Source organism: Streptomyces spinoverrucosus, from assembly GCF_015712165.1.
GTDB classification, from domain to species: Bacteria; Actinomycetota; Actinomycetes; order Streptomycetales; family Streptomycetaceae; genus Streptomyces; species Streptomyces spinoverrucosus_A.
Map to the genome: position 1 here is coordinate 6,335,059 of NZ_JADPZX010000001.1, position 24,940 is coordinate 6,359,998.

Annotated in this window: 22 protein-coding genes; 11 read left to right on the forward strand and 11 right to left on the reverse strand. The window is 69.7% G+C overall.

Annotation, left to right across the window (positions count from 1 at the left end; all coding sequences use genetic code 11):
- Positions 1-10 precede the first annotated feature (10 nt).
- The 3 genes from I2W78_RS28835 (at position 11) to I2W78_RS28845 (ending at position 3,363) form a co-directional block, all read left to right on the forward strand.
- On the forward strand, positions 11-757 hold the full coding sequence (locus I2W78_RS28835; RefSeq protein WP_196463160.1) for a GntR family transcriptional regulator: 747 nt from the start codon (positions 11-13) through the stop codon (positions 755-757).
- Positions 758-862: 105 nt separating this feature from the next.
- Positions 863-2,506, forward strand: a complete 1,644-nt coding sequence (locus I2W78_RS28840) for an AMP-binding protein (RefSeq protein WP_196463161.1) — start codon at positions 863-865, stop codon at positions 2,504-2,506.
- Between the two features lie 17 nt (positions 2,507-2,523).
- A complete protein-coding gene (locus I2W78_RS28845) occupies positions 2,524-3,363 on the forward strand; it encodes an enoyl-CoA hydratase/isomerase family protein (RefSeq protein WP_196463162.1) in 840 nt (279 codons plus the stop codon).
- Positions 3,364-3,387: 24 nt separating this feature from the next.
- Here I2W78_RS28845 and I2W78_RS28850 read toward each other — a convergent pair whose 3' ends face one another.
- Complete coding sequence (locus I2W78_RS28850) at positions 3,388-3,618, reverse strand: ferredoxin (protein ID WP_307783835.1); 231 nt, start codon at positions 3,616-3,618, stop codon at positions 3,388-3,390.
- A 52-nt stretch (positions 3,619-3,670) separates the two neighbouring features.
- Complete coding sequence (locus tag I2W78_RS28855; RefSeq protein WP_196463163.1) at positions 3,671-4,891, reverse strand: CaiB/BaiF CoA transferase family protein; 1,221 nt, start codon at positions 4,889-4,891, stop codon at positions 3,671-3,673.
- A 57-nt stretch (positions 4,892-4,948) separates the two neighbouring features.
- On the opposite strand from I2W78_RS28855, the gene I2W78_RS28860 reads away from it, so the two are divergent.
- Positions 4,949-6,319: an OB-fold domain-containing protein gene (locus I2W78_RS28860; RefSeq protein ID WP_196463164.1), complete on the forward strand. Its 1,371-nt coding sequence runs from the start codon at positions 4,949-4,951 to the stop codon at positions 6,317-6,319.
- Between the two features lies 1 nt (position 6,320).
- A complete protein-coding gene (locus I2W78_RS28865) occupies positions 6,321-7,511 on the forward strand; it encodes an acetyl-CoA acetyltransferase (protein ID WP_196463165.1) in 1,191 nt (396 codons plus the stop codon).
- A 15-nt stretch (positions 7,512-7,526) separates the two neighbouring features.
- On the opposite strand, the gene I2W78_RS28870 is transcribed toward I2W78_RS28865, so the two are convergent.
- On the reverse strand, positions 7,527-8,255 hold the full coding sequence (locus tag I2W78_RS28870; RefSeq protein WP_196463166.1) for a hypothetical protein: 729 nt from the start codon (positions 8,253-8,255) through the stop codon (positions 7,527-7,529).
- Positions 8,256-8,407: 152 nt separating this feature from the next.
- Here I2W78_RS28870 and I2W78_RS28875 point away from each other — a divergent pair, with 152 nt between their 5' ends.
- From I2W78_RS28875 to I2W78_RS28885, 3 genes are read left to right on the forward strand one after another with little or no spacing between them, the layout of a single operon-like run.
- Positions 8,408-9,691, forward strand: coding sequence for an ABC transporter substrate-binding protein (locus I2W78_RS28875; protein ID WP_196463167.1), 1,284 nt, complete (start codon positions 8,408-8,410; stop codon positions 9,689-9,691).
- A 58-nt stretch (positions 9,692-9,749) separates the two neighbouring features.
- Entirely contained in the window at positions 9,750-12,437 is a 2,688-nt protein-coding gene (locus tag I2W78_RS28880) for an ABC transporter permease subunit (protein ID WP_196463168.1), read from the forward strand.
- Positions 12,424-13,164 (forward strand): ABC transporter ATP-binding protein, encoded by a 741-nt coding sequence (locus tag I2W78_RS28885; protein ID WP_196463169.1) that lies wholly within the window; start codon positions 12,424-12,426, stop codon positions 13,162-13,164. Before I2W78_RS28880 ends, I2W78_RS28885 begins: the two co-directional genes overlap by 14 nt.
- Before the next feature lie 242 nt (positions 13,165-13,406).
- Here I2W78_RS28885 and I2W78_RS28890 read toward each other — a convergent pair whose 3' ends face one another.
- The 8 genes from I2W78_RS28890 to I2W78_RS28925 form a co-directional block, all read right to left on the reverse strand.
- Positions 13,407-14,240 (reverse strand): SDR family oxidoreductase, encoded by an 834-nt coding sequence (locus I2W78_RS28890; RefSeq protein ID WP_196463170.1) that lies wholly within the window; start codon positions 14,238-14,240, stop codon positions 13,407-13,409.
- Positions 14,241-14,305: 65 nt separating this feature from the next.
- The gene (locus I2W78_RS28895) at positions 14,306-15,118 is read right to left on the reverse strand and encodes an SDR family NAD(P)-dependent oxidoreductase (protein ID WP_196463171.1); all 813 of its coding nucleotides are present in this window, start codon (positions 15,116-15,118) and stop codon (positions 14,306-14,308) included.
- A gap of 46 nt (positions 15,119-15,164) precedes the next feature.
- Positions 15,165-15,986, reverse strand: coding sequence for an enoyl-CoA hydratase/isomerase family protein (locus I2W78_RS28900; protein ID WP_196463172.1), 822 nt, complete (start codon positions 15,984-15,986; stop codon positions 15,165-15,167).
- A 3-nt stretch (positions 15,987-15,989) separates the two neighbouring features.
- Complete coding sequence (locus I2W78_RS28905) at positions 15,990-17,171, reverse strand: cytochrome P450 (protein ID WP_196463173.1); 1,182 nt, start codon at positions 17,169-17,171, stop codon at positions 15,990-15,992.
- An 8-nt stretch (positions 17,172-17,179) separates the two neighbouring features.
- Positions 17,180-18,010, reverse strand: a complete 831-nt coding sequence (locus I2W78_RS28910; RefSeq protein WP_196463174.1) for an SDR family oxidoreductase — start codon at positions 18,008-18,010, stop codon at positions 17,180-17,182.
- Positions 18,011-18,015: 5 nt separating this feature from the next.
- Positions 18,016-19,485, reverse strand: a complete 1,470-nt coding sequence (locus tag I2W78_RS28915) for an aldehyde dehydrogenase family protein (RefSeq protein WP_196463175.1) — start codon at positions 19,483-19,485, stop codon at positions 18,016-18,018.
- A gap of 174 nt (positions 19,486-19,659) precedes the next feature.
- A complete protein-coding gene (locus tag I2W78_RS28920) occupies positions 19,660-20,934 on the reverse strand; it encodes an amidohydrolase family protein (protein ID WP_196463176.1) in 1,275 nt (424 codons plus the stop codon).
- Positions 20,935-21,087: 153 nt separating this feature from the next.
- Positions 21,088-21,720 (reverse strand): TetR/AcrR family transcriptional regulator, encoded by a 633-nt coding sequence (locus I2W78_RS28925; RefSeq protein WP_196463177.1) that lies wholly within the window; start codon positions 21,718-21,720, stop codon positions 21,088-21,090.
- A 128-nt stretch (positions 21,721-21,848) separates the two neighbouring features.
- On the opposite strand from I2W78_RS28925, the gene I2W78_RS28930 reads away from it, so the two are divergent.
- Genes I2W78_RS28930 through I2W78_RS28940 form a run of 3 tightly spaced genes read left to right on the forward strand, consistent with a single transcriptional unit; the run spans position 21,849 to position 24,910 of the window.
- Positions 21,849-22,664 carry an enoyl-CoA hydratase/isomerase family protein gene (locus I2W78_RS28930; RefSeq protein ID WP_196463178.1) on the forward strand — a complete coding sequence of 272 codons (816 nt, stop codon included), beginning with the start codon at positions 21,849-21,851 and terminating at the stop codon, positions 22,662-22,664.
- Positions 22,665-22,724: 60 nt separating this feature from the next.
- Positions 22,725-23,930, forward strand: coding sequence for an acyl-CoA dehydrogenase family protein (locus I2W78_RS28935; protein WP_196463179.1), 1,206 nt, complete (start codon positions 22,725-22,727; stop codon positions 23,928-23,930).
- Positions 23,915-24,910: an acyl-CoA dehydrogenase family protein gene (locus I2W78_RS28940; RefSeq protein WP_196463180.1), complete on the forward strand. Its 996-nt coding sequence runs from the start codon at positions 23,915-23,917 to the stop codon at positions 24,908-24,910. Before I2W78_RS28935 ends, I2W78_RS28940 begins: the two co-directional genes overlap by 16 nt.
- The last annotated feature ends 30 nt before the right edge of the window (positions 24,911-24,940 follow it).

A 24,940-nucleotide genomic window follows, 5' to 3' on the forward strand; every position in this document is an offset into this window, starting at 1 on the left:
AGTCGAGGACGTGACGGTCATCAGCAAGGTCCAGGGGTCCGCCGCCCTGCCGGCGAGCGACGAGCACAGGGCGCTGCCGGGCGCCAACCTGCCCAGGCTCAGCAGCGGCGAGCAAGTGCGCCTCTATGTACGCCGGTTGGTCTTCGACGGCTACCTCGAGGCGGGCCAGAAGGTGCCGCAGGACGCGATCGCGGAGGCCCTCGGCGTCTCCCGTATCCCGGTCCGTGAGGCGCTCATCGTCCTGGAGCGCGAGGGCTGGGTGACGATGATCCCGCACCGTGGCGCCTTCGTGAACGCCCTCGACGAGAACTCCGTGCGCGACCACTACGAGCTGTACGGGATGTTCTACGGGTTCGCGGTGCGCCGTGCCGTCGAGCGCCGGGGCGCCGATCTCGCGCAACGCCTCAAGCCGATCCAGGAGCAGATCCACAAGGAGAAGGACGCCGGCCGGCTGCACGAGCTGACCCTGTCCTTCCATCGCGCGGTCATCGACGCGGCACAGTCGCCGCGGCTGAAGACGGTGGTCCGGCAGATGACCGACATCGTGCCCGGCAACTTCTTCGAGTTGGTCCCGGGGGCCGACGCTCTGGAGCGTGACGGCACCGCGGCGATCGTGGCCGCCATCGAGCGGGGTTACTCGGAGATCGCGGAGCGCGAGTACGGAACCATGTTGCGGCGCCAGGGCGATCTGGTCGTCGACCTCTTCCGTACGAAGGGTCTGCTGGAGGCGGAGGCCGCGACGGAAGCGGGTTCCTGATCGGTCCACGGTCCGGATCGCCGGGCGGTCGTCGCATCCGGACCGCCCGGCATCCGGGGACGTACGCGCACCTGAGCGTGAATACTTTATGCGATAGGAGGCGGTATGGCGGACTGGGTGAACGACGACCAGTACAGCCTTCTCGATCTGCTGGACCGACGGCTGTCCGCCGATCCGGACGGGTCCTTCCTCGACCTGTGCGGTACGCCGTACTCCGCCGCCGAGCTCGACCGCGAGGCGGAGCGCGTCGCGATCGGCCTGGCGGAGCTCGGTGTGGGCCGCGGGTCCACGGTCGCGACCATCCTGGAGAACGGTCCCGAAGCGGTGGTCGTGTGGTTCGCGATCCACCGCCTCGGGGCGATCTCGGTCCCGGTCAACACGGCCCTGAAGGGCGCGCTGCTGCGGCATCAGCTCCACGACGCGTCCTCGTCCGTGGTCGTGGTGCACGCGGAGCTCATGGAACGTCCGCTGGCTGTCCTCGACAGCTTGGACGACGTACGCCACCTGGTCGTCGTCGACGAGAACGGGCGTGCGCTGCCCGAGGCGCCGGGCGTTGCCGTGCACGCATGGGACGACCTGCTGAAAGCCTCCGGCAGTCGGTCACCGACGCTGGTACGGCCCTCGGATCTCGGGACGATCGTCTACACCGGCGGCACCACCGGCCCGTCCAAGGGCTGCGCCCTCAGCCACCAGTACCACCTGTCGATCGCCCGGCAGATCATCGACTCGTGGGGCCGCACCCCCGAGGACGTGGTGTGGAGTCCGCTTCCGCTCTTCCACTTCAACGCCATCTCGTGCCTGCTGACGGGCACACTGCTCAGCGGCGGCCGCGCGGCGCTCTCCCGGCGATTCTCCGTCTCGGGATTCTGGCCCGAGATCAACCGGACCGGCGCCACGATCGCCTCCATGCTCGGTTCGCTGGCCGTACTCGTCGCCAAGGCCGGTGATCACCCCGGCGCGCGGAACTCGGGAACGGCCGACGCGAACACGACCCTGCGTCTGGTCACGGGAGCGCCGATGCCACCGGAGATCGACGCGCTCTTCCGGTCCAGGTTCGGCGTGACCACGTTCAGCAACGCCTACGGGACCACCGAGGCGTCCCTCATCTCGTGGCTGCCGGCCGGGAACCCGGGGAAGCCCGGCTCGGCGGGACTGGTCAACTCCGACGCCTTCATTGTCGACATCTTCGATGACGACGACCGCTCCGTCCCGGTGGGCACCGAAGGCGAGATCGTCTGCCGGCCTCGCAAGCCGCACGCCATGTTCGAGGGCTACTGGAAGCGCCCGGAGGCCACCGTCCAGGCTTGGCGAAATCTCTGGTTCCACACCGGGGACATCGGGCGGATCGACGCGGACGGCTACCTGTACTTCGTGGACCGCAAGGCCGACTACATGCGACGGCGCGGAGAGAACATCTCCAGCTGGGAGATAGAGAAGGTCTTCCACGAACACCCCGCTGTGCGCGATGTCTGCGTCCATGCCGTGGCCAGCGCCGTGTCCGAGGACGACGTCAAGGTCACCGTCGTACTCAAGGAACCGGACGAGGGCGAGCGGCCGACCGAAGAGGACCTGTGCCGCTGGTCGATCGACCAACTCCCGTACTACGCCGTACCGCGCTACTTCGAGTTCCGCGACGCGCTCCCGCTGAGCGCGACCGGCCGCTCCGCCAAGCATGTGCTGCGGGCGGAAGGCGTCACTGAGGCGACCTGGGACCGCGAAGCCGCCGGCATCGCCTTCGAGCGCCGCTGATGAGCGAGGACTCACCGATGACGCACCACAACGCGCAGTCGGGCGACGACAGTCCGACAGGCCTGACCGGAGACGATCTGGGGACGCCGTTTCTGCGCCTGGAACGCGAGGGCCCGCTCGCCTGGTGCATCGTCGACCGGCCCGACTCCCGCAACGCGCTCACCAGCGCCATGTACTTCGGCATCCGCCGAGCCGTCGACGTGGTGAACCGCGACGATTCCCTGTCCGCCCTGATCATCACCGGAACCGACGACATCTTCATGCCGGGCGGCGAACTGCGCGGCAAGGAGCCCGACCGCTGGCTGGACTTCCCCGACCTGCTCGGCATGGACTCCACACCGTTCGAGGCCATCCGCCGGTCCCCGAAGCCGGTCGTCTCGGCCGTCAACGGCAAGGCGCAGGGCGGCGGTCTGCTCATCGCGATGCTCTCCGACGTCGCGGTCGTCGGCGAGAGCGTCACGGTGCGGGCCCCGGAACTGCTCCGCGGGATCGCTGACACGGGTTACGCCGCCTACCTTCCCGCGCAGATCGGCATCGCCCGCGCCCGCGACATGCTCCTGACCGGACGCGAGGTCACCGCGCACGAGGCCGAGAGCTGGGGCATGTTCAGCCGTGTCGTGCCCGACGACGAGGTGCGCGAGACGGCACGCGAGGTGGCGGTCGACATCTGCCGCACCGCACCGCAGGCCCGGCTCCAGGTGAAGCGCATCATCAACGACCGCTACGGCATGGTCGACCGCACCACGATGGACGCCTTCCTGTACTCGGCCGAGATGCGTGAGGGAACGCGCGCGTTCGCCGAGAAGCGGGAACCGGACTGGGTCCCGGAGGCGTTCCGGACGGGGCGCCGCCTCTGACGGATCAGGCGGGCGCAGGCCGCGCTACTCCTCCGGAGCGAGGACCTCGCCCGTCTCCCTGTCGCGGACCAGGATCGCCTGGACCGGACAGGATTCCGCGGCGTCGAGGACCGCCTCGTCCGGCGGCACCGCGGTCTCGACTGCCTGGGCGCGATTGCCGACCAGAGCGAAATGTTCCGCGGCCACGGCGGCGCAACCGCCGGTACCGAGACAGGCCGCACGGTTGACTTCGATGCTCCACATCGGCTCTGTCACCGCCACCTTCCTTGTGGACAAAGGGAACTACCAGCAGCCGCGCCCGAGGGCGTCAGGCGATGACCTTCGCGTCGCGGAGTTCTGTGAGCTCGCCCGGGGAGAGGCCGAGTTCCTGGGCGAGCACCTCGTCGGTGTGTTCGCCGAGCCACGGCGGGCGTTGCGTCTCGGGCTCGGGTACGTCCGCGAGCTTCACCGGATTTCCCGGTACGAGGACGGGCTGGGCGACTCCGTCCGTACGGGGGAGCGGTACGAGCATGTTCCGTGCCAGGACGTGCGGGTCGGCCGCGACCTGGGCGTCGGCCAGGCAGGGGCCCGCGGCGATGCCGTGGCCGGCCAGCAGCGCGCTGGCTTCGACAGCGGTGCGGGCCGCCGCCCAGGACTCGATGGCCGGGCGGAGGACGTCCTCCAGGTGCTCCAACCAGCCCTCACGCGTGGCGAGTCGGGGATCCGAGGTCCACTCGGGGTGGCCGATGAGTTCGGCCAGTTTGGCGAAGTGCTGCTCGCGACCCACCTGGAGGACGAACCAGCCGTCCTTGGCGCGGAAGCCATGCATGATCAGCGGACCCAGTTCGCCGCGCCGCAGGCCCATGGACCAGAAGTTGGTGACGATGTCCGTCATCGAGATCATCGCGTCGAACATCGCGACGTCGACGTACTGACCTCGACCCGTCGTCTCGCGGTGGCGCAGTGCGGCCAGGATGCCGATGGTGGCGAAGAGTGCCGCGCCGATGTCGCCGAGAGCGCCGACCGGGGCGACGGTGGGCGGTGCGCCCTCGGCGCGCTTCATCTCGTAGATGCCGGACATGGCCTCGACGATCGGAGCGTACGCGGGCCAGTCGCGGTACGGGGTGGGCGTGGTGTTGCCGAAACCGGAGACCGATACGTAGATCCCCTGGGGGTGGCGCCGCCGCATGTCCTCGTAGCCGAGACCGAGCCCGGACAGCACACCGGGGCGGGAGTTCTCGGCGATCACATCGAAGTAGGGGGCCAGGCGCAGGGCGAGTTCGCGGCCCCGCTGGTCCTTGAGGTCGATGCAGATGCTGCGCTTGCCCAGGTTGTTGCGCAGGAACGTGGCACCGACGCTGCGGCCTTGCGGATCCTTGATGGCGGGGAGCGAGGCGCGGCCGGAGTCGCCGCCCCTCGGTGACTCGATCTTGACGACGTCGGCGCCGAGGCGGCCGAGGAGCTGCGTGGCGTAGGGAAGCGCCTGCATCTGCTCGAACGCGAGGATCCGGACGCCGGCCAGCGGCCGGTCGGAAGTACTCGAAGGCATGCGCCAAGTCTAAGCGTAGGTTAGATATTTTATACAAGATGCAGTTAGCTTGGTCTCATGCGAGGAATCCTGGGTTGGGGCGCCTACGTCCCCTTCGGACGCCTGGACCGGCGCCAGATCGCACCGGCACTCTCGGGTACGCGATCAGTCGCCGGCTATGACGAAGACGCGACGACGATGGGGGTGGCGGCAGCACGCCTGGCGCTTCGCCAGACCCCCGCAGAACCCGCGGCACTGTGGTTCGCCACCGCGGATCCGCCCTATCTCGACCGCACCAACGCGACGGCCGTGCACGCGGCCCTGCGTCTCGGGCGGACCTGCGCCGCCTACGACGCCGTCGGCTCCGTACGGTCCGCGGTGGGGACGCTGCGTACCGCCCTCACCTCCGCCGGGCCGACCCTCGTGGTCGCATCCGACCTGCGAACCGGCCGCCCGGGCGGGCCGGACGAAGCGGCCGGTGGAGACGGCGCGGCCGCGCTGCTCATCGGGTCCGACAGCGATGGACCGGTGCTGGCGGAACAGGTGGCGACGGCGTCGGTCACCGCGGAGTTCCTGGACCGTTGGCGGATCCCGGGGGAGCCCGCCTCCCGCCTGTGGGAGGAGAGGTTCGGCGAGACCGTCTACACCGACCTGGGGCGCGAGGCGCTCAAGTCGGCGTTGGAGGAGGCGGAGCTGGCTCCCGGAGACGTCGGCGCCCTCGTCGTGTCCGGTCTGCACGCGAGGGCCGCGAAGACGGTCGCGGCCACATCGGGTGTCCCGGCCGAGGCCGTGGTCGACCGTCTCGACGGACGCGTGGGGAATCCGGGTGCGGCTCAGCCGGCCCTGTTGCTCGCCGCCGCGCTGGAACAGGCAGCCCCCGGTCAGGTGATCGTGCTCGTCTCGCTCGCCGACGGGGCCGACGCCTTCGTGTGGCGCACGACGCCCGCACTGCGTGATCATCCGCAGCCGGTGCCGCTGCTCCAGCAGCTCGATTACGGCCGTCCCGTGCCGTATCTGACGTTCCTGGCCTGGCGCGGCATGCTGGACCCCGAACCACCGCGCAGGCCCGAGCCGGCGCGCGCCTCCGCGTCGGCGGCTCTGCGCAACCACGACTGGAAGTTCGGCTTCGTCGGCTCCGCGGACGAGGGCGGGACCGTCAGTCTCCCGCCGTCGCCCCTGGACACCAGCGCCGTCGCCATGGCCGATCGCACGGGGACGGTCGTCACGTACACCGTCGACCGCCTCGCCTACTCGCCGAGTCCGCCCGTGGTGTTCGCGGTCGTCGACTTCGACGGCGGCGGGCGGCTTCCGGTGGAACTCACCGACGTCGACATCGACGAACTGGCCATCGGCGGGCGGGTCGAGATGAGCTTCCGCCGGCTGCACACCGCCGACGGCGTGCACAACTACTTCTGGAAGGCGCGGCCCGTCCGCGAGAAGGGCGTCTGACATGGGGTCCAACGCAATCACCGACCGCGTCGCGATCGTCGGCATGGGATGTACGCGCTTCGGCGAGCGCTGGGACATGGGCTTCGACGATCTGCTGATCGAGGCCGCGCAAGGGGCGTTCTCGTCCGCCGGAATCGGCAAGGACGACGTGGACGCGTACTGGCTGGGGACGGTCCAGTCGGGGATGAGCGGGCTGGCCCTCTCGCGTCCGCTGCGTCTGGACAACAAGCCCGTGACCAGGGTCGAGAACTACTGTGCCACCGGGTCCGAGGCACTGCGGCAGGCGGCCTACGGCGTCGCGAGCGGTGCGTACGACGTCGCCGTGGCGATCGGGGGAGAGAAGGTCAAGGACTCCGGCTACCAGGGCCTCAACGCCTTCCCCATACCCGGGGACGGCACGGCGCGCTCGCTGACCGCCGCGGCCATGTTCTCGATGATCGTGCCCGCGTACGCGGCCCGCCACGGCGTCGACGAGGACGAGCTGCGCACGGCGCTGGCCCGTATCGCCTCGAAGAACCATGCCAACGGCGCCCGGAATCCGCGGGCGCAGTTCCGCAGGGAGATGACCGTGGAGCGGCTGTGCGCGATGCCCGCGGTCGCCGGGCGGCTGTCCGTGCTCGACTGCGCGGGCGTGGCCGACGGCGCGGCCGCCGCGGTCGTGGTCCGGGCTGAGGACGCGCATCGGTACACGGACAACCCGCTGTTCATCAAGGCGCTGTCGTTCGTCTCGGGCGACGGGCGAGGCCTGATGGACCCGGACTACGACTACACGACGTTCCCGGAGGTGGCGGCCGCGGCGCGGGAGGCCTATCGGCAGGCGGGCATCGCCGATCCGCGAACGGAGCTCGCGCTGGCGGAAGTTCACGACTGCTTCACGCCGGCCGAGCTCGTCCTCCTGGAGGACCTCGGGCTCGCCGAACGAGGCACCGCCCATCAGCGCGTCATGGACGGTGCCTTCGACCTGGACGGCGAGCTGCCGGTGAACCCCGACGGTGGCCTGAAGTCCTTCGGGCACCCCGTCGGGGCCACCGGCCTGCGGATGGTCTTCGAGGCGTGGCTGCAGCTGCGGGGCGAGGCACCCGCCGAGCGAAGGATCGCGACGTACGGGAAGCGATCCCTCGCCCTCACTCACAACCTCGGCGGATACCCAGGGGAGATGGTGAGTTTCGTCGGCGTCTTCGGCACCGGCTGACCACCCCGAGGCTGATCAGTCGGTCCAGTCGACGCGGTCGGCGCGGGACGGCTGTCGGCCCGTCCTCGTCGGGGAGAGGGGCGCGTCGGCGAGCAGGATCCGCTGCCGGGCCCGTACGAACACCTCGGTGGTGGGGAGCAGTTCACGGCCCTGGGCCGCGTCCGCTTCGGCGCCGGCCCAGGCCTCCCACGTGGGGATCGTCCACAGCAGGACGCACTCGTCCCGGTTGCGCATGGCCGTGGTCCAGGCGCCGGTGAGCCGCCAGCCGTAGTTGGCGCCGATCTTCTCCGCGTCCTCCCACGCCGCGTCCAGAAAGCGCCATGCGCCACCGGGGCTCGTGGTGATGATCTCGTGTGCGTAGGCGGCTCCCCGGTGTTCACCGCCGTTGACCAGCTCCTCGATGGTCGGCATCTTCGGATGCGGTACGAGGATGCGGTCGAAGCCTCCGGACCGCATCTCGGCTGCCGCCGCCCACCACTTGGCCAGAGCCGGATCCTGCAGTTCGGGGTGGCCCAGCTCGTGCCGGAAGGACTCCGCGAGCCCGTCGAAGGCGTCCTCCTCCCAGATGTTGACGACCTGCGGCCACGTTCCGGTCGAGCCGACCACGCCCCAGATGCCGTAGCAGAGCTGGTTGCGCTCCTCCTGGGCGAGCGGGCTCCAGTTGGCGGCCATGTGCTGCATGTACCGGGCCCTGTTGTGTCCGACCACGTTGATGAACTCGTGGATGTAGACCTTGGTGTTCACTGTGAGCACCCCTCCTTGCCTGCACAAGCCTGCGGCTGGCGATTGTCTGTATCTTATATATTGTTTTCTTTATTGACACCCAGATGGTGCCTTCATACGCTCGCCGCTGAGCGCGGTTCGCGCATCCACCCCAGACGAAGCGGGAGCGCCGCATGCACGGTTACAAGGGCGCCAGGAGCAGGTCGCGGCTGGTCGCGGTCGTGGCAGTGATGACGCTGATGTCGGCCTGCGCCGCGGAGAGCGGCGGGTCCGGCGGCTCAGGCGGGGCCGGCGGCTCCGGCGGCGCGGCCCTCGGTGACACCATCAAGATCGGCGGGCTTGTCACCAAGACCAGCCCGATCGGATACACCACGGGCGAGGCGGAGACCGGGGCCAAGGCGCGCTTCGCGCGGGCCAACGCCGAAGGCGGGGTGCACGGCCGAAAGATCGACTTCATCGGGGCCGAGGACGACGCCATGACCGCCGCCACCGCCGATGCGGCCGTCAAGAAGCTCGTGCAGCGCGAGAAGGTCTTCGCGATCGTCCCGTGGATCGCGTTCGGCGCCGGGACGTCACCGGTCGCCGAGAGCGCCGGTGTCACCCGGTTCGGCTGGGGTGTCAGCAAGGGCTGGTGCTCGTCGAAGCTGTCGTACGGCGTGAGCGGCTGTCTGCAGCCGGAGGAGAGCACGGACGAGGACGTGCTGTGGAGCCGCGGGTACGGGCCGCATCAGCTCGCCGATGAAATGGGTGGCAAGGGCGGCCGGGCCGACGGCCAGGCGGTCTGGATCCAGGGCTTCGACAACAGCGACAGCACCGACGGCGTGAAGGCGACCAAGGGGCTCTTCACCACGGCCGGCTTCGAGGTGGCCGGGGCGTCGGCGTCCATTCCCGCAGCCGCGCCGCCGCAGGACTGGCTCCCGTACATCAACAAGATCATGAAGTCGAACGACGGCGGTCCGCCGGACGTCGTCTACTCGATCATGTCCGGTGCGACGAACCTGGGGATGTACGGCGCCCTGCGCAAGGCCGGCTACCAGGGCATCATCGCCGACTCCACCAGCTACGACCCCCGGCTGCTCGCCGACCCCCAGGGCGCGCAGGTCATGGAGGGCGTCTACACCGGGATCTCCTTCGCTCCGTTCGAGGCGGACACCCCGGAGGTCGAGCAGATGATGGCGGACGTCCGCGAGGAAGACCCCCAGCATGTGTTCACGCAGGCCACCGCGATGGGGTATTGGGCCGCCGACATGTTCCTGACCGCACTGGAGAAGGCCGGCAAGGACGTCACCGCCGAGTCGTACCGGGAAGCGCTCGACACGCTGCAGTACGAGAACGCCGCCATCGGCAAGCTCAGCTTCCCCGAGAACAAGACGGAGCCGAGCTCCTGTTCGTCGCTGGTGCAGGTACGCAAGGGCCGGTTCGTCGAGGCGCAGCCGCTCGAGTGCTTCGACAAGTGATCTGTTCCGCCCGCAGGCCCGGCCGGGCCTGCGGGCCCGAGGCCCTGGGAGACCTTGTATGACGGAGCTTGTCGGCTACGTGCTGAGCGGACTGGTGACGGGCGCGATCTTCGCCGTGATGGCGTCCGGGCTCACGCTGTCCTATGCGGCGACCGGGGTGCTCAACTTCGCCCATGGCGCCGTCGGGTTCACCAGCGCGCTGCTCTTCTTCGAGCTCACGAACGGCGCGGGCTGGCCGCCGTGGCTCGCCGCCATTGTCACCATCGGCGGGGTGGCACCGCTGCTCGGCCATGTCCTGCACCGGATCATGTTCAAGGGTCTGGCCACCTCGGGGGAGATCGCGCAGATCGTCGCTACGATCGGCCTCAGCATCGCGCTCCCCGCGCTGGGTATGTGGATCGTCGATCTGCTGATCTCGGCGGGCGCCGGCATTCCGACCATGACCGAGGGCAGAAGCGCCCGCGGGATCGGTCCGCGGCCGGTGGAGGCCTGGCACCCCTTCTCCTGGCTGACGCTGGACTCCGACCAGGTCACGACCTTCGCGTTCGCCGTCCTTGCCGCGCTCGTCCTGTGGGCGGTGATGCGGCACACGACGCTCGGTCTGCGCATGCGGGCCACGGTGGACCGGCGCGACCTCGCGACGCTGCGCGGCATCGACGCCGACGCCGCCTCGGCCCAGGCCTGGATGCTCAGCTCCACGCTCGCCGCGCTGGCGGGGGTGCTCGCCATCCCGACCCTCGGCGTCGACGCGTCGGCCTTCACGCTGCTGCTGTTCGCGTCGGCGACGGCCGCGGTCTTCGGGCGGCTGCAGTCGATACCGATCACCTTCGCCGCGGGCCTGGCGCTCGGTGTCGTACAGAATCTCGTGGCGGGATACGCCGACTTCGCCGAGGAGATCACCGGTCTGCGCAGCGCGATACCGGCCATGCTGCTGTTCGCCGGGCTGCTTGTCTTCAACCGCTCGCGCGAGCGCGTCGCCGGTTCGATCGCCGAGGACGCACCGCCACCCGACTACCTGGCCGACGTGCCCCGGCTGCGACGCGCGCTGCCCTGGGCGGCCGGTGTGGCCGGGCTCCTGGTGTGGGCGTTCGCGATCGGCGACGCGTACTGGACCGGTCTGGTCGCCCACGGCCTCGTACTCGCCCTGATCTTCAGCTCGTTCGTGGTGGTCACGGGGATCGGCGGCATGATCAACCTGGCGCAGGCGTCGTTCGCCGCGCTCGCCGCGCTCACTGTCGGCTACACCTTTCACAGCGGGCTTCCGTACGCGCTCGCCATGGTGCTCGGTGTGCTGGCGGCGATCGTCGCCGGACTGATCGTCGCCCTGCCGGCACTGCGACTCGGCGGACGCATCCTGGCCCTCGCCACCTTCGCTCTCGCCCTCGTCGCGGACCAGCTGCTGTTCCAGATCAACTCGTTCAGCAACGGCAGCGCGGGCTGGGAACTTCCCGCCCTCTCGCTCGGCTTCACCACGACGAGCGATCCCAAGGTGCAGATCGTGCTGCTGCTCGCGCTCATCGGCCTGGTCATGCTCATGGTCCGCAACCTGGAGGGATCCAGCTCAGGCCGGGCTGTCCTCGCGGTCCGTTCGACGCCGACGGCCGCGCAGTCGGCCGGAATCTCCGCGACGCGCGCCAAGCTGACGCTCTTCGCCCTGTCCTCGGGCATCGCGGGCCTGGGCGGCGTGCTGTACGGGACGGTCGCCGGACGCATCACGGTCACGGACCTGCCCGCGATGTCGGGCTTCGTGTGGCTGGCGGTCGTCGTGCTGCAGGGCGTACGGCGGATCGGTGGCGCGGTGCTCGCCGGGCTGATGGTCGCGCTCTTCCCCGAACTGCTCGCGGTGTTCACCCAGTCACCGCATCTGGGGGCGGTGCTCTTCGGCCTGGGCGGCATTCTGCTGGCCAGGCATCCCGACGGTGTGCTCGCGCAGTTCGCGGAGCGGCGCTACAAGAAGCGCAAGCGTGAAGGCCGTATGGAGAAGGCGGCCCTCACCGCAGTGCCTCAGCCGAGGCGGGGCGACGCGGCGCCGGCGCGGCTGCGCCTGGAGACAGTGGTCGCCGGATACGGCGATGCCACGGTGCTGCGCGGCGTCGACCTGGACGTCCCGGCAGGGAGTGTTGTGGCTCTGCTGGGCCCGAACGGCGCGGGAAAGACCACCATGTGCGCGACCGCGGCCGGCACGCTGCGACCGCTCGGCGGCCGCGTCCTCCTCGACGGCGAGGACATCACCGCCTGGCCGGCCCACCGCAGGGCGCGTGCCGGTGTGTTCCTGGCCCCCGAAGGGCGAGGCGTGTTCCCGGCGCTGACGGTCGAGGAGAACCTCGCCGTGTCCCTGCCGAGCCAGGCGGACAGGCAATCGGTGTACGAGCGGCTGCCACGCCTCGGCGAGCGGCGCAGCGTCCCCGCCGGCGCCCTGTCCGGCGGGGAGCAGCAGATTCTGGCGCTGGCCCCCCTCCTCGTGCACCCGCCGAAAGTGCTGATCGCCGATGAGCCGTCGCTGGGACTCGCCCCACTCGTCGTCGACCAGATCTTCCAGCTCTTCGGTGAGCTGCGGGACCAGGGCGTCGCCATCGTCGTGGTGGAGGAGAAGGCCACAGAGGTCCTGGGCCTCGCCGACTCCGTGGCCTTCATGCGTCTGGGGCGTGTGACGTGGGCCGGGCCGCGGTCCGAAGTCGACGACGACCGCCTCGCCACCGCCTATCTGGGACTCGCGGGAACGGAGCTGACCGGTGATCAGCATTGAGCAAGTCAGCGTCCGCTTCGGTGGCGTCCACGCTCTGACGGATGTCGGGCTGACCATCGAGGAGGGTGGCATCTGCGGTCTGATCGGCCCCAACGGCGCCGGGAAGACCACACTCTTCGATGTGGTCAGCGGTCTGCGTCGCCCGACGTCCGGCTCGGTACGCCTGCGCGACCGGGATGTGACCGGGGACGGCGCCCTGCACCGGTCCCGTCTCGGGGTGCGCCGCACCTTTCAACGCCCGCAGGTCTTCGGCCGGTTGACCGTGCTCGACAACGTCCTTGCCGCGCTCGAATGGCACGGGGGAGGCGGTGGCCTCGCCGCCGACCTGGTCGGCTGGCGCCCTCGGCGACGTCTGGCCGAGCAGCGGCGCGCTCGCGCCGCGGAGGCGCTGCGTCGCTGCGGCATCGAGGACCTGGCCCATGTCCACGCGGCGGACCTGCCGATCGGCCGGCGCCGGATGGTCGAGCTCGCCCGCGCGATCGTCGACGATCCGGCCGTCCTTCTGCTGGACGAACCCACCTCGGGCCTGGACGCCGACCAGACCGCACTGTTCGCCGAGGTGATCCGGTCGCTCGACACGACGATCGTGCTGGTCGAGCATGATGTGCCGTTTGTCATGGGGCTGAGCGATCGAGTCGTCGTGCTGAACCTGGGCAGGGTCATCGCGGACGGCCGGCCCGAGGAGGTCCACGCGGATCCTGTTGTTCGGGCCGCGTACCTGGGCTGATGCGCCGATGCCGAGGGCGGCTGGCCCGTCGGAGCCGCGCGGATCTTGAGGCGCGCTGGGGCTCCGCGCGCGGCCCTTGACCGCCTTCGGCAACGGGCGACACGTGCCGCACGCGGCCCTTGACCGCCTACGGCAATGGGCGCCACGTGCCGATTTCCTCGCCCCCGCGGCGTGCTGGTGGGCCCGGCACACCGTGGAGGCGACGTTGAAGGTCCATGGCGGCGGCCGACCTGCCGATGAACCTAGTCCGACGCCTTCACCCGCCCCGAAAGCAACCCCGCCAAGGCACCTCCGTCCACCAGCAGATCGGCACCTGTGATGAAACTGGCGTCCGGTCCCAGCAGATAGGCCGTCACTGCGGCGATGTCGTCCGGACTGCCGAGTCGTCTCGTTCCCGACGCGTCGACCATCGCCCGCATGAATCCACCCGCCTCCGACGCGAGTTCCTCCCGGCCCATGGCGGTCGAGATCACGCCGGGGCTGATCGAGTTGACGCGTGCGCCACGGTCGCCCCAGACCGTGCTCGCGGCGCGGACGCGGAGCTGGTTGGCGCGCTTGGCCAGGCAGTAGGCCTGCGCCGGGTCGGTGACCGTCGACGCGCTGAGGAACGGGAGGCTCAGCAACTCGTCGCTGGGGGTCTGGGCGAGGGCCGTTTCCTGATCGGGCGGGAGCGCACCGGCCAGGTGTCCGGCCATGCTGGACATGACCACGCCGGCTCCGCCAGGGGCCATCACCTCTCCGAACGCGTCCAGGACCAGCGCCACCCCCAGCAGGTCCACCCGGAGGATGGCGGCCACGGGTGCCTGGACGGGGGACAATCCGGCCGTGTGCACCACCTGCGTGACCCGTCCCAACTTCGCCGCGTCCGCGGCCAGCTCCGAGACGGATTCCCCGTCCGTCACGTCGACCTGCCGGGCCCGTACCTCGTGTCCGTCCTCGGCCAGAGCCTCCGCCGCGGAGTCGAGGACGGACTCGTTGTGGTCGGCGAGGAGCACCGTCCTGCCGGCCCCCTGACGACGGGCGACAGCGCGCCCCATACCGCCGACACCGATGACGACCACCACTTCAGAACTCATGGTTCACCTTTCGGAGCCATTCAGAGATGCGGATATACAGGACAGGGAGGTGGCCGGCGCCGCGATCAGAAGTCCGAGCCGCCGTCGACGTTGATGTCGGCCCCCGTCATGTACGTGTTGCGGCGCGAGGCGAGAAAGGCGATGACCGGGCCGATCTCCGCGGGGAGCGCCACCCGTCCGAGCTGGGCCGGGTGCCCGAAGTCCTCGCCGATGATCCGCATCGCCGCGACCTGATCGCCGTCGTCGATACGTCGTTCGGGCGGCAGTGCGGCCAGGTAGTCCCGCATGCCCTCCGAGAGGAAGGAACCGGGGGAGACGGTGTTCACCAGGATTCCGTCCGGGGCCAGGGTCTGGGAGAGGTTCTTGCTGAAGCTCGTCAGGGCCGCCTTGGCCGCGGTGTAGGCGACGAGTCCGGGTGACTGCCGTCGTACCGAATGTGCGGATACGTTGACGACCCTGGCCCATTCGGCACGGCGCAGCCACGGAAGGGCGGCGCGTGCGCAGCGGGCCGCGCTGACGATCCCGATGTCGAAGGTGGCGTGCCACTCCTCGTCGTCGAGTTCGTCGAAGGTACGGCCCACCCCTACGTCCGTCGGGCCCGCAGAGTTGATCAGCACATTGATCCCGCCCCAGCGGGCGCCCACTTCCGCGAAGGCGGCATCAACCGCCGACCGGTCGCCGAGGTCGACCGAGAGGCCCACTGCGTCCGCCGCGCCGAGGTCGAGCAGCGCTCGTACGGTGTCGTCGAGTGCGGCTCTGCCCCGGGCGAGGACCGCGACGTTCGCGCCCTCCGCGGCGATCACCTCGGCTGCCGCGCGGCCCATGCCCTTGGAACCGCCGTTGACGACCACGGAGGCGCCCTTCAGACCGAGATCCACTCGTACCTCCAGGTCGATTCCTGCGCTTTGTGAGCCCGATGGCCGGTCAGCGCGCTCGCCACGGGATCCGCCCGCCGGAAGCGAACAGGGCCTGCCCTTCGGCGAGATCCCTGTCGTCGCTGCCGAGGTGCACCAGCGTCTTGCCCACGTCCAGGGCTTGGCGGTACCCGAGCTCCTGCGCATACCAGATCGCCCGGACGGTCGCCTGGACAGCACGGGCCGGCTGTGCGGCGATCGCCTCGGCGACGCGCGCCGCCGCGTCGGCCAGGTCGTCAAGGCGTACGACTTCCTGGACGAGGCCGATCTCATAGGCCCGCCGAGCGGTCATCCGCTCGTGCGCCCCGAGGAGGGAGACACGCAGGACCTCCCCGATCGGCACGCGCTGCAGCAGCATCATCGACTCGAACACCGAGGCCATCCCGTACGTGGTGTGTGGGTCGAAGAACGTCGCGTGCTCGGCGGCGATGATGATGTCCGCCTCGGCGAGGAGATAGAAGGCGCCTGCGCAGGCCATGCCGTTGACCGCCGCGATCACGGGCTTCCACAGCCGGCCCGCGGTCTTCGGAGGCAGCCAGTCGCCGGGGTCGTCGAAGTGGAGCGGAGTCGCACCCTGCTGCCCGATGTCCCGGGGCCGGTCCGCGTCGCCGATCGCGGCGGCGTTCCGATCGACGCCCGTGCAGAACGCGCGGTCGCCGGCGGCGGTCAGGACGACTGCGTTGACGTCGTCATTGGCCCGGAGTTCCGACCAGCACCGATGGACCTCGTGCATCATCACCGTGTCGAAGGCGTGCAGCACCTGAGGACGGTCCAGCGTGATCCACGCGACTCCACCGCGCTCCTCATAGCGCAGGGTTTCGTAGCCGGCCACAGGTCAACGGCCCCCGGCCGCGATGAGCGGAAGGGTGGCGAGGCCTCGCACATTGCTGTTGTACATGCGGGTGATGCCGGACTCGTCGATGCCGAAGTCGGGAAAGCGCTTGAGGAGTTCCTCGAAGGCCACTCGCACTTCGAGTCTCGCCAGCGGCGCGCCGAGACACAGGTGGCGGCCGAAGCCGAAGGCCACGTGCCGGTCGATGTCCCGATGGATGGAGAACACCTCGGGGTCCGGATACTTGCGCTCGTCGTGCACGGCCGCCCCCGTGATCAGGATGACCCGGGAGTCCTTGGGGATCACCGTCCCGTGCAGTTCGACGTCCTTGGTCGTCCACCTTCCCTGGAAGTGGGACGGGGGGTCCCAGCGGAGCATCTCCTCGACCGCGTTCGGGATCAGGCCGGGGTCGGCGACCAGCTCGCGGCGCTGGTCGGGATACCAGTGCAGCGCGACCACGCCGTTCGGGATGAGCCGGGCCACCGTCTCATGGCCCGCGAAGGCCAACTCCAGGAATCGCAAAGCCAGTTCACCGTCTTCGAGCAGGCGGGTGCTCCCGTCCGGCTCCTCGACCGGTGTGGTCATGAGCAGCGACATGACGTCGTCGCCGGGATCGCGGCGGCGTTCCGCGATCAGGTCCGAGAACAGGCCGACCAATTCGATGTTGGCGTTGATGGCGTCCTCGGAGACCGAACCGTCCTCACCGCGGTACGCGAGCCGGTCGCTCAGCAGATGGACCTGCTCGCGCATCTCGGCCGGAATGCCGACGAGCTCGCTGATGACGTCCAGCGGCAGGCGGAAGGAGAACTCCTGGACCAGGTCGAAGGAGTCCCGGCCCATGACGTTGTCGAGCAGCCGGCCGGCGGTCTCGCGGACGAAGTCCTCGAGCTGGTTCACGCGGCGGGGCGTGAACATGCGCATGGCCACCTTGCGGTGGAAGGTGTGCTCCGGGGGGTCCTTGAGGATGAGGAACGGCAGACCTCGGTCCTGTCCCTCCAACGTGACGCCGTTGGCACTCGAATAGATCTCCGGCGCGAGATGCCCGGCCACGACGTCCTCGTAGCGCGAAAGGGCCCAGAAGTCGTGCTTCTCGTTGTAGTAGACGGGTGCCTCGTCCCGCAGACGCCGGTAGACCGGGAAGGGGTTGTGCGCCGTCAGCCGGTCGAAGGGGTCGTACTCCAGCATCGTCTCTCCTAGTCGCGTGGCGCTGCCGCGGAGGGCACGGGCGTCGGGCCGGACTGGGTGCCGGAGAAGGACGCGGCCGCGGCGGAGGGGGCGACGGTCAGCTCCTCGACCGTGACGGACGGGAAAGCCGCCGCGACGGACAGCAGGCCGACCAGGGAGCCCGCGACCTCGTCAGGCGACATGAAGCGGTCCACGAGCAGACCTTGGTTCGCCCATGCCTCGAAGGCTTTGCCGAGCGCCTCGTCGTCGAAGTCGCTCCCGAACCCGGTGGGGGACGTCTGGCCGACCCGAATGCGGCAGATCCGCAGTTCCGGATGTTCCGAGTGCCAGGCCCGCAGGGTGCGTTCGAGTGCGAACTTGCTCGTGGCGTAGGCACCGAGCGCGGCCCGGTGCTGGTCGACGGCCTCCGAGGACAGCGCGGCCGCCATCGCATTCGGAGCCAGATACGGCAGGCACGACCGCAGGACCTGGTGGAATCCGACGGCATTGGTCTCCATCGCCCAGCGCCAGTCGTCCAGGCTGGTCTCGGCGATGGGCCGCAGACGGGCCACTCCGACGGAGGAGATGAGGAAGTCGATCCGGCCGAGCCGGTCCGCTGCCTCGCGTGCCAGCCGGTCGCAGTCGGTCTCGTCACGTACGTCGGCCCGGACCGGATGGCCGCCGACCGCCTCTGCGACGGTCTTCTCCAGTTCGGCCATCCGCCGTGCGGCCACGACCACCTGGGCACCCGCCCGCACGAGGTGTACGGCGAGGGCGCGCCCGATGCCCGCGGAGGCGCCCACCAGGAGGACGCGACTGCCGCTCAGCGGCGCGGATGCGCTGTTGCTCGCAGACGTCATCGCTCTCAGACCCCTTCCGCCACGGCCTTGATCTGCAGATACTCCTCGAATCCCGCGACCCCGCTCTCGCGGCCGATACCGCTGTGGCGATAGCCGCCGAACGGAACGTCGAAGCCGTAGTAGTTACCGCCGTTGACCGAGACGGTCCCGACCCGAAGCCGCCGGGCCACGGACTGCGCCCGCTCAGGCGAAGCACTGATCACGCCGCCGGACAGCCCGTACGAGGAGTTGTTGGCGATCCGCACGGCCTCGTCGTCACCGCCGTCGTACGGGATCACACAGAGAACCGGACCGAAGATCTCCTCCTGAGCGACCGTGTCGTTCTCGCCGACGTCGGCGAGAACCGTGGGCTCGACGAACCAGCCCTTGGTGCGGTCGGCAGGGATCCCACCGCCCAGCGTGATCCGGGCGCCTTCGGCCACCCCTCGTTGGATGTAGCCGAGTACGCGTTCCCGCTGGCGTTCGCTGATCAGCGGGCCCATGAGGTTGCCCGGGTCGGAAGGATCTCCGTAAGGCCAGCCGCGGAGGGTCTCCACCAGCGTCGTCAGGGTCGCCTCGTACTGCGCCCGCGGTACGAGCAGCCGCGAGAGGATCGCGCAGCCCTGGCCCGCGTGCGTGGTGATGTGGAAGGCCGCGGTGACGGCGGCCGTCGCGGGATCGGCGTCGTCGAGCGCGATCAGCGCCGACTTGCCGCCGAGTTCGAGGAACACCTTGGTGAGATTCTCCGCGGCGGCAGCCATCACGGCCCGGCCGGTGGCGGTCGATCCGGTGAAGGAGAGCATGTCGACCCGGGGGTCGGCTGCGAGTTGGTGGCCGATCTCGTGCCGGGAGGAGGCCACGACGTTGAGGACGCCGGCGGGTATGTCGGTCTCCTCGGCGACGAGCCGGCCGAGCGCGGTCGCGGCCCAGGGACTGTCGGGTGCGGGCTTGAGGACGACCGTGCAGCCCGCGGCCAGCGCGGGTGCGATCTTCGCGAGGTTGATCTGGGTGGGGAAGTTCCAGGGGGTGATGGCCCCGACCACTCCGATCGGCTCGCGGCGGAGCAGTCGGCGCGACACTCCGGTCGGCGCGGCGGCCTCACCCAGGTCGGTCTCCCAGTCGTAGCGCTCGGCGAGATCGGCGAACCAGCCGATGCCCTCGACCGGGGTGTCGAACTGGGGTCCGCCGGTCAGGACGACCGGGGTCCCGATCTCGGCGACGAGATCGGCCTTGAGCTGGTCCGCGTTCTTGACCAGGGCCGCCTGTAGTTGGCGCAGGCAGTGGACGCGGAACGCCGGATCGGTGCTCCAGGACGTTTCGTCGAAGGCCCGGCGAGCGGCGGTGATGGCCGCGTCCATGTCGGTCGCGGTGGCATCCGCGGTCGATCCGAGGACCTCCTCCGTGGCCGGATTGATGTTCTCGAAGGTGCCGCCGTCGGAGGCGGACACCAGCCGGCCGTCGATCAACAGGGGCTCTGTGCGGCCTGTCTGGGGCATCGCGCCTCCCGAGGCTCAGTTGATTTTATATATCGTATTTATGTGGGGGTCGATGGGCAACGGCTCTGCTTGGAGTGGTCTTGCCGGGGCGACGGCGCGCTGCCGGACCGAAGGCAACAGGGGCCCATCGGCCCGGAGATGGCGTCGGCGCAGGTCGTCTCGTCGGCCGCGGCGTCAGGCCGTGGCGTTCGCGGCCAGATCTGCCAGGGTGGTGGCGGAAGGGCTGCGGCCCTTGCCCCGCGCCTTGATCGAGACGTCGTGCCCGGCGGCCTCGGTGCGCAGAGCGCCCACGGTCGAGGTCTCCCGCGTGCGGCCGCCCACGAAGGGGTCGAAGGAGTACCAGCGCATGGCGTTCTGGTACGTGATCTTGTTGAGCTCGTCGTCCGGAACATCCGCGGCCATGGCCGACAGCTCCTCGGGAGCGTGCGGCCAGGGCGAGTCGGAGTGCGGGTAGTCGCATTCCCACGCGATGTTGTCGAGTCCGATGTCGTGCCTCAGCTTGATCCCGATCGGGTCCGAAATGAAGCACGTGAGGAAGTGCTCGCGGAAGACCTCGCTCGGCAGCTTCCCGCCGAAGTCCTGGCCCGTCCACAGGCGGTGCATGTCGTACGTGCGGTCGATGCGGTCGAGGAAGTACGGGATCCAGCCCGTGCCGCCTTCGGACAGTGCGAACTTGATGCGCGGGAACTTCTTGATCACTCGCGACCACATCAGGTCGGCCGCCGCCTGGCAGACGTTGATGGGCTGGAGCGTGATCATCACGTCCATGGGCGCGTCCGGCGCCGTGACCGCGAGCTTCCCGGACGAGCCGAGATGGATCGACAGGACGACGTCCTCGTCGCTGACGGCCTGCCACAGCGGATCCCAGTAGTCGCTGTGGAAGCTCGGGTACCCGAGGGTGGCGGGGTTCTCGGTGAAGGTCATCGAGTGACAGCCCTTGGCTGCCACCCGGCGCACCTCGGCGGCACAGGCCTCGGCGTCCCACAGGACGGGCAGGGCCATCGGAATGATCCGGCCCGGATGGGTTCCGGCCCACTCGTCGATGTGCCAGTCGTTGTACGCGCGGATCACGGCGAGGGCCAGGTCCTTGTCCTCGGCTGTGGCGATCAGGCGACCGCTGAAGCCGGGGAAGGACGGGAAGTTCATGGACGCGAGCAGTCCGCCGGCGTTCATGTCCTTGATGCGTTCGTCGATGTCGTAGCAGCCGGGCCGTATCTCCTCGAAGGAGGTCGGATCGACTCCGTACTCCTCCTTGGGGCGGCCGGCCACCGCGTTGAGCCCGATGTTCGGGATGACGGCTCCGTTGAACGTCCACACGTCCAGGCCGTCCTTGCTGACGACCTTGGGCGCGCGGTCGCGGTACTTGGCGGGGATGTGCCCGTCGAAGAGGGTGGGCGGTTCGACGACGTGGTCGTCGACGCTGATCAGGACGAGGTCTTCGGGGTTCATGAACTCTCCCAGCGAGTGCGGGCGTTGAACCAGGTTTCAGCGGAGTGAACTACGGTTCAGTTTTCGCCGCAAGGGTGCGCGCAAGAACTCGTAGCCATGAATTCGCCCGGTCCGCCGTGTGCCGCCCGGGAGCGGAGTGCGGGGTGGGCCGGGTCAGCCGGAGGTGAAGAAGGTCCGCGCGAGCAGGGCGTGGAAGTCCTCGGTCGGCAAGGGTGGTTGGGACGAGTCGGCTGAGCCGAGCTCGGCCGTCTGGCAGGCGGCGATGATCCCCGAGAACATGAGCGCGAGTACGGTGGGTGGACCCGGGATCAGTTCGCCTGCGCCTTGGCCGCGTGCGAAGAGATCCGCCTGCAGTTGCTGTGCCTCGTGGAAGTTCTTGGTGATCTGCGGATCACCTGTGGGTTCGGCCAGCGGTGGTGCGATCGCGCCGCCACGCAGGACGAGCCGTCCGAAGTTGCGGTGAGTGCGGAAGAACCCCACCTGCCAGTCGGCCAGGGCGATCAGTTGCTCGCGCGGTGGCTTCTCGGAGGTGAGAATGGTCCGCATCCCGGGCATGAACTCCGCGCCGCGGCGACGGAAGGTCTCGCGGTAGAGGTCGTCCTTGCCGCCCGGGAAGAAGGTGTAGACCGAGCCGACCGAGTACTCGGCAAGCTCGGCTATCTCGCGCAGTGCCGCGTCGTGGAAGCCTTCGCGCGCGAACACCTGCTCCGCGACGTCGAGGATCTGCCCCCGGCTCAGCTCCCGGCGCCGCTTGCGTCGCTCGTCGCGGAGGCTGCGCTGGGCCATGGATGCCGTCGTCTCCCTCTGGTCATCGGCGGAACCGCGTGTGCTTTCCGAATCCGAACATCGTAAGGGTAGGAGGTAAGGAGTCAGGTGTTGTATAAAATATGCAACCCTGCTGAAAGGGGAGGGCTTTGACCGAGGATCTGCTCTGGGATGTCGGCGCCGACGGTGTGGCCCGGCTTACGCTGAACCGCCCTCGGGCGGGGAACTCCCTTACGCCGGCGATGCGCGAGTACGTGATCGAACGGCTTGAGCAGGCCGGCGCCGACCAGCGCATCCGCGTGGTGGTGCTGACCGGCGCGGGGGACAGGCACTTCTGTACGGGTGCTGACCTGGGTGCTTCGCATACCGATGACGATCTGCCCGCCGGCGCACCCGCCCAACCCGCGGGGTCCGTCTCGCGCGCCGTCGCGAGAGGCGCTCAGCGCTTGATCGCCGCGGTACTCGACTGCGAGAAGCCGGTCATCGCGGCGGTCAACGGGACCGCGGCCGGAATCGGCTGCCACCTCGCGTACGCCTGCGATCTGGTGGTGGCGTCCGAAGGCGCCAGGTTCGTGGAGGTGTTCGCGAGGAGAGGGCTCGTCGTGGACGGCGGCGGGGCGTATCTGCTCGCTCGTCTGATCGGGCCGCAGCGGGCCAAGGAGCTGATCTTCTTCGCCGACGACCTGCCGGTGACGGACGCGTACCGCCTCGGCCTGGTGAACAAGGTCGTCCCGCCCGGCGAACTGGCGTCGGCTGCAGACAGCTGGGCGAAGCGGCTCGCAGAGGGGCCGACGGTGGCGCTCGCTCTTGGGAAACGGCTGGTCAACCAGGCGCTGGACGGCGATCGTGGTACGGCGTTCGCCCACGAAGCACTGGCTGCCGAGATCAACATGCGCAGCGCCGACGGGCAGGAGGGCCTGCGGGCGTTCGTGGAACGCCGTGCCCCCGTCTTCCGCGGGTGGTAGCGACCTCCGGCGCCCACAGGAGTTCGGGCGGATCTGCGGTACGAGAGTGAGGGGCCCTGCATGCAACTGCGCTACACCGCCGCCGAGTTGGCGTTCCGCAAGGCACTGAGGGCCTGGCTCGCCGAGACACTTCCCACCGTGCCACCCGCTCCCGACCGCGACGACTGGTCCGGGCGCAGGGCGTACGACTGCGCCTGGCAGCAACGGTTGTACGGAGCCGGATACGCGGGTGTGGACTGGCCGGCCGAGCACGGCGGGCTCGGAGCCTCGCCGACCGAGCAGCTGATCTTCCTGGAGGAGTGCGCGCGCATGCGGGCCCCGGGTGTCGGCGCCGGCTTCGTCGGGTTGCTCCACGCAGGGCCGACGCTGATCGCCGAGGGGACCGAGCGGCAGCGGGCACGCCATCTGCCCGGGATCCTGCGCGGCGAGGAGGTCTGGTGCCAGGGCTTCTCCGAACCGGATGCCGGCTCCGACCTCGCCTCCCTTCGTACGTCCGCGGTCCGGGACGGCGACTCGTATGTGATCAACGGCCGCAAGGTGTGGACATCCTTCGCCCAGGTCGCCGACTACTGCGAACTGCTGGTACGGACGGATCCGCAGGCGCCCTCGCACAAGGGCATCAGCTGGCTCATCCTTCCGATGGAGACACCGGGCGTCCAGGTGAGACCGCTGCGCAACGCCGTCGGGAGCGACGAGTTCGCCGAGCTGATCCTGGACGATGTGCGCGTGCCCGCCGAGAACCTGGTCGGTGCCGAGAACGACGGCTGGCGTGTGGCGATGGTGACCTTCTCCTTCGAGCGCGGCACGGCCTTCATCGCCGACGTCCTCGAATCCCGCCGGCTCCTCCAGGAGACGGCTCGCATCGCCCGCAGCAGCCCCGGCCCCCGCGGCGAACCTCTGTGGGCCGACCCGGGATTGCGTCGCGACGTCGGCCGCCTCACCGCCGAGGTCTGCGGGCTCTGGTCCCTCATCCTCAAGAACGTCTCCGAAGCCTCGGCCGGGCGGGTACCGGTGCAGGGCGCCTCGGTCTTCAAGCTGAGGTTCACGGAGAACCGCCAACGGATCGGCGACCTCGCCGCCCAGGTGCTGGGCCGCGCCGCCCTGTCGGTGAGCGATCTGCCCGGCGCGGACAACTCCCACATCGTCGAGGACCGGCTCACCACCCTCGCGTACACCATCGCCGCCGGAACCTCGCAGATCCAGAAGAACATCCTGGCCGAGCGCGCCCTCGGCCTGCCCAAGGAGCCCCGTTGGACCTCACGCTGAGCCCCGACCAGCTCGATCTGCGCGCCGGCCTCGTCGAATTCCTCGATGCGCAGTGGACGCCCGAGCGGCTGCGCGCGGGCGCGTCTTCCCCGACGCCGGATCACGACTCATGGCGCAGGCTGTCGGAACTGGGCCTCTTCGGAGTCACCGTCCCCGAGAGCGCGGGCGGGATGGGCCTCGGATGCGCCGAAGCGGCGATCCTCTGCGAGGAGTTGGGCCGCTACCTCGTCCCCGGCCCGCTGGTGCCCAGCCTGCTCGCGGCCGACCGCGTGCCCGGCGTTCTGACGGGCGACTGCCTGGTCGCCCTCCTCGACCGACGCGACCCGACAGCAGTGGCCGAGCACCTGCCGAACGCCACTCACCTGGTCGTCATCGAGGATTCGGGCCTCTTGCTGCACCCGGTGGAGGGGCTGAAGTCCGTAGTCGCGCAGCAGCCACTTGACCCGCTCACCCCCGTGGCCGTGCTGGCGGGCCCTCTGGGTTCAGGTGAGCGCATCGGTTCGGCCCAGGACGCCGCACGGTGGCGGGAAGTCGGCGCCGTGCTGACAGCGGCGCTCCAGACGGGAGTCGCTCGCGGAGCCCTGGAGCTCGCCACGCAGTACGCCACCGAACGCGTCCAGTTCGGTCGCGTCATCGGCTCGTTCCAGGCGATCAAGCACCTGCTGGCCGAGGCGCTGGTCCGTGTCGACCTCGCGCGCGCCGCGGTGCACGTCGCCGCGCTGACCCTCGACGACCCTGGCGCAGGGGATTCGGCCGAAACGGTGGCGGCGGCCAAAGTCCTGGCAGATGACGCGGCCGCGGCGAACGGACGCACCTGCGTCCAGGTGCACGGCGGAATGGGCTTCACCTGGGAGGTCCTCGCCCATCTCTACCTCAAGCGGGCGTGGGTCCAGCAGAGCGCGTTCGGCAGCGCGGACGAGCACGCTCTGGGTTTGGCGGAGAGACTGCCCGACGCGATGCTTCAGGCAGAAGCCGAGTGATCTGGACGCTGCGGGCCGGTACCTCCTGCC

What these genes read in the sequence shown, in the direction of transcription:
- I2W78_RS28840 (WP_196463161.1), top strand. Translation starts at nt 863, where the DNA reads ATGGCGGACTGGGTGAACGACGACCAGTACAGCCTTCTCGATCTGCTG.
- I2W78_RS28845 (WP_196463162.1), top strand. Translation starts at nt 2,524, where the DNA reads ATGACGCACCACAACGCGCAGTCGGGCGACGACAGTCCGACAGGCCTG.
- I2W78_RS28855 (WP_196463163.1), bottom strand. Translation starts at nt 4,891, where the DNA reads ATGCCTTCGAGTACTTCCGACCGGCCGCTGGCCGGCGTCCGGATCCTC.
- I2W78_RS28860 (WP_196463164.1), top strand. Translation starts at nt 4,949, where the DNA reads ATGCGAGGAATCCTGGGTTGGGGCGCCTACGTCCCCTTCGGACGCCTG.
- I2W78_RS28865 (WP_196463165.1), top strand. Translation starts at nt 6,321, where the DNA reads ATGGGGTCCAACGCAATCACCGACCGCGTCGCGATCGTCGGCATGGGA.
- I2W78_RS28875 (WP_196463167.1), top strand. Translation starts at nt 8,408, where the DNA reads ATGCACGGTTACAAGGGCGCCAGGAGCAGGTCGCGGCTGGTCGCGGTC.
- I2W78_RS28880 (WP_196463168.1), top strand. Translation starts at nt 9,750, where the DNA reads ATGACGGAGCTTGTCGGCTACGTGCTGAGCGGACTGGTGACGGGCGCG.
- I2W78_RS28890 (WP_196463170.1), bottom strand. Translation starts at nt 14,240, where the DNA reads ATGAGTTCTGAAGTGGTGGTCGTCATCGGTGTCGGCGGTATGGGGCGC.
- I2W78_RS28905 (WP_196463173.1), bottom strand. Translation starts at nt 17,171, where the DNA reads ATGCTGGAGTACGACCCCTTCGACCGGCTGACGGCGCACAACCCCTTC.
- I2W78_RS28910 (WP_196463174.1), bottom strand. Translation starts at nt 18,010, where the DNA reads ATGACGTCTGCGAGCAACAGCGCATCCGCGCCGCTGAGCGGCAGTCGC.
- I2W78_RS28915 (WP_196463175.1), bottom strand. Translation starts at nt 19,485, where the DNA reads ATGCCCCAGACAGGCCGCACAGAGCCCCTGTTGATCGACGGCCGGCTG.
- I2W78_RS28920 (WP_196463176.1), bottom strand. Translation starts at nt 20,934, where the DNA reads ATGAACCCCGAAGACCTCGTCCTGATCAGCGTCGACGACCACGTCGTC.
- I2W78_RS28925 (WP_196463177.1), bottom strand. Translation starts at nt 21,720, where the DNA reads ATGGCCCAGCGCAGCCTCCGCGACGAGCGACGCAAGCGGCGCCGGGAG.
- I2W78_RS28935 (WP_196463179.1), top strand. Translation starts at nt 22,725, where the DNA reads ATGCAACTGCGCTACACCGCCGCCGAGTTGGCGTTCCGCAAGGCACTG.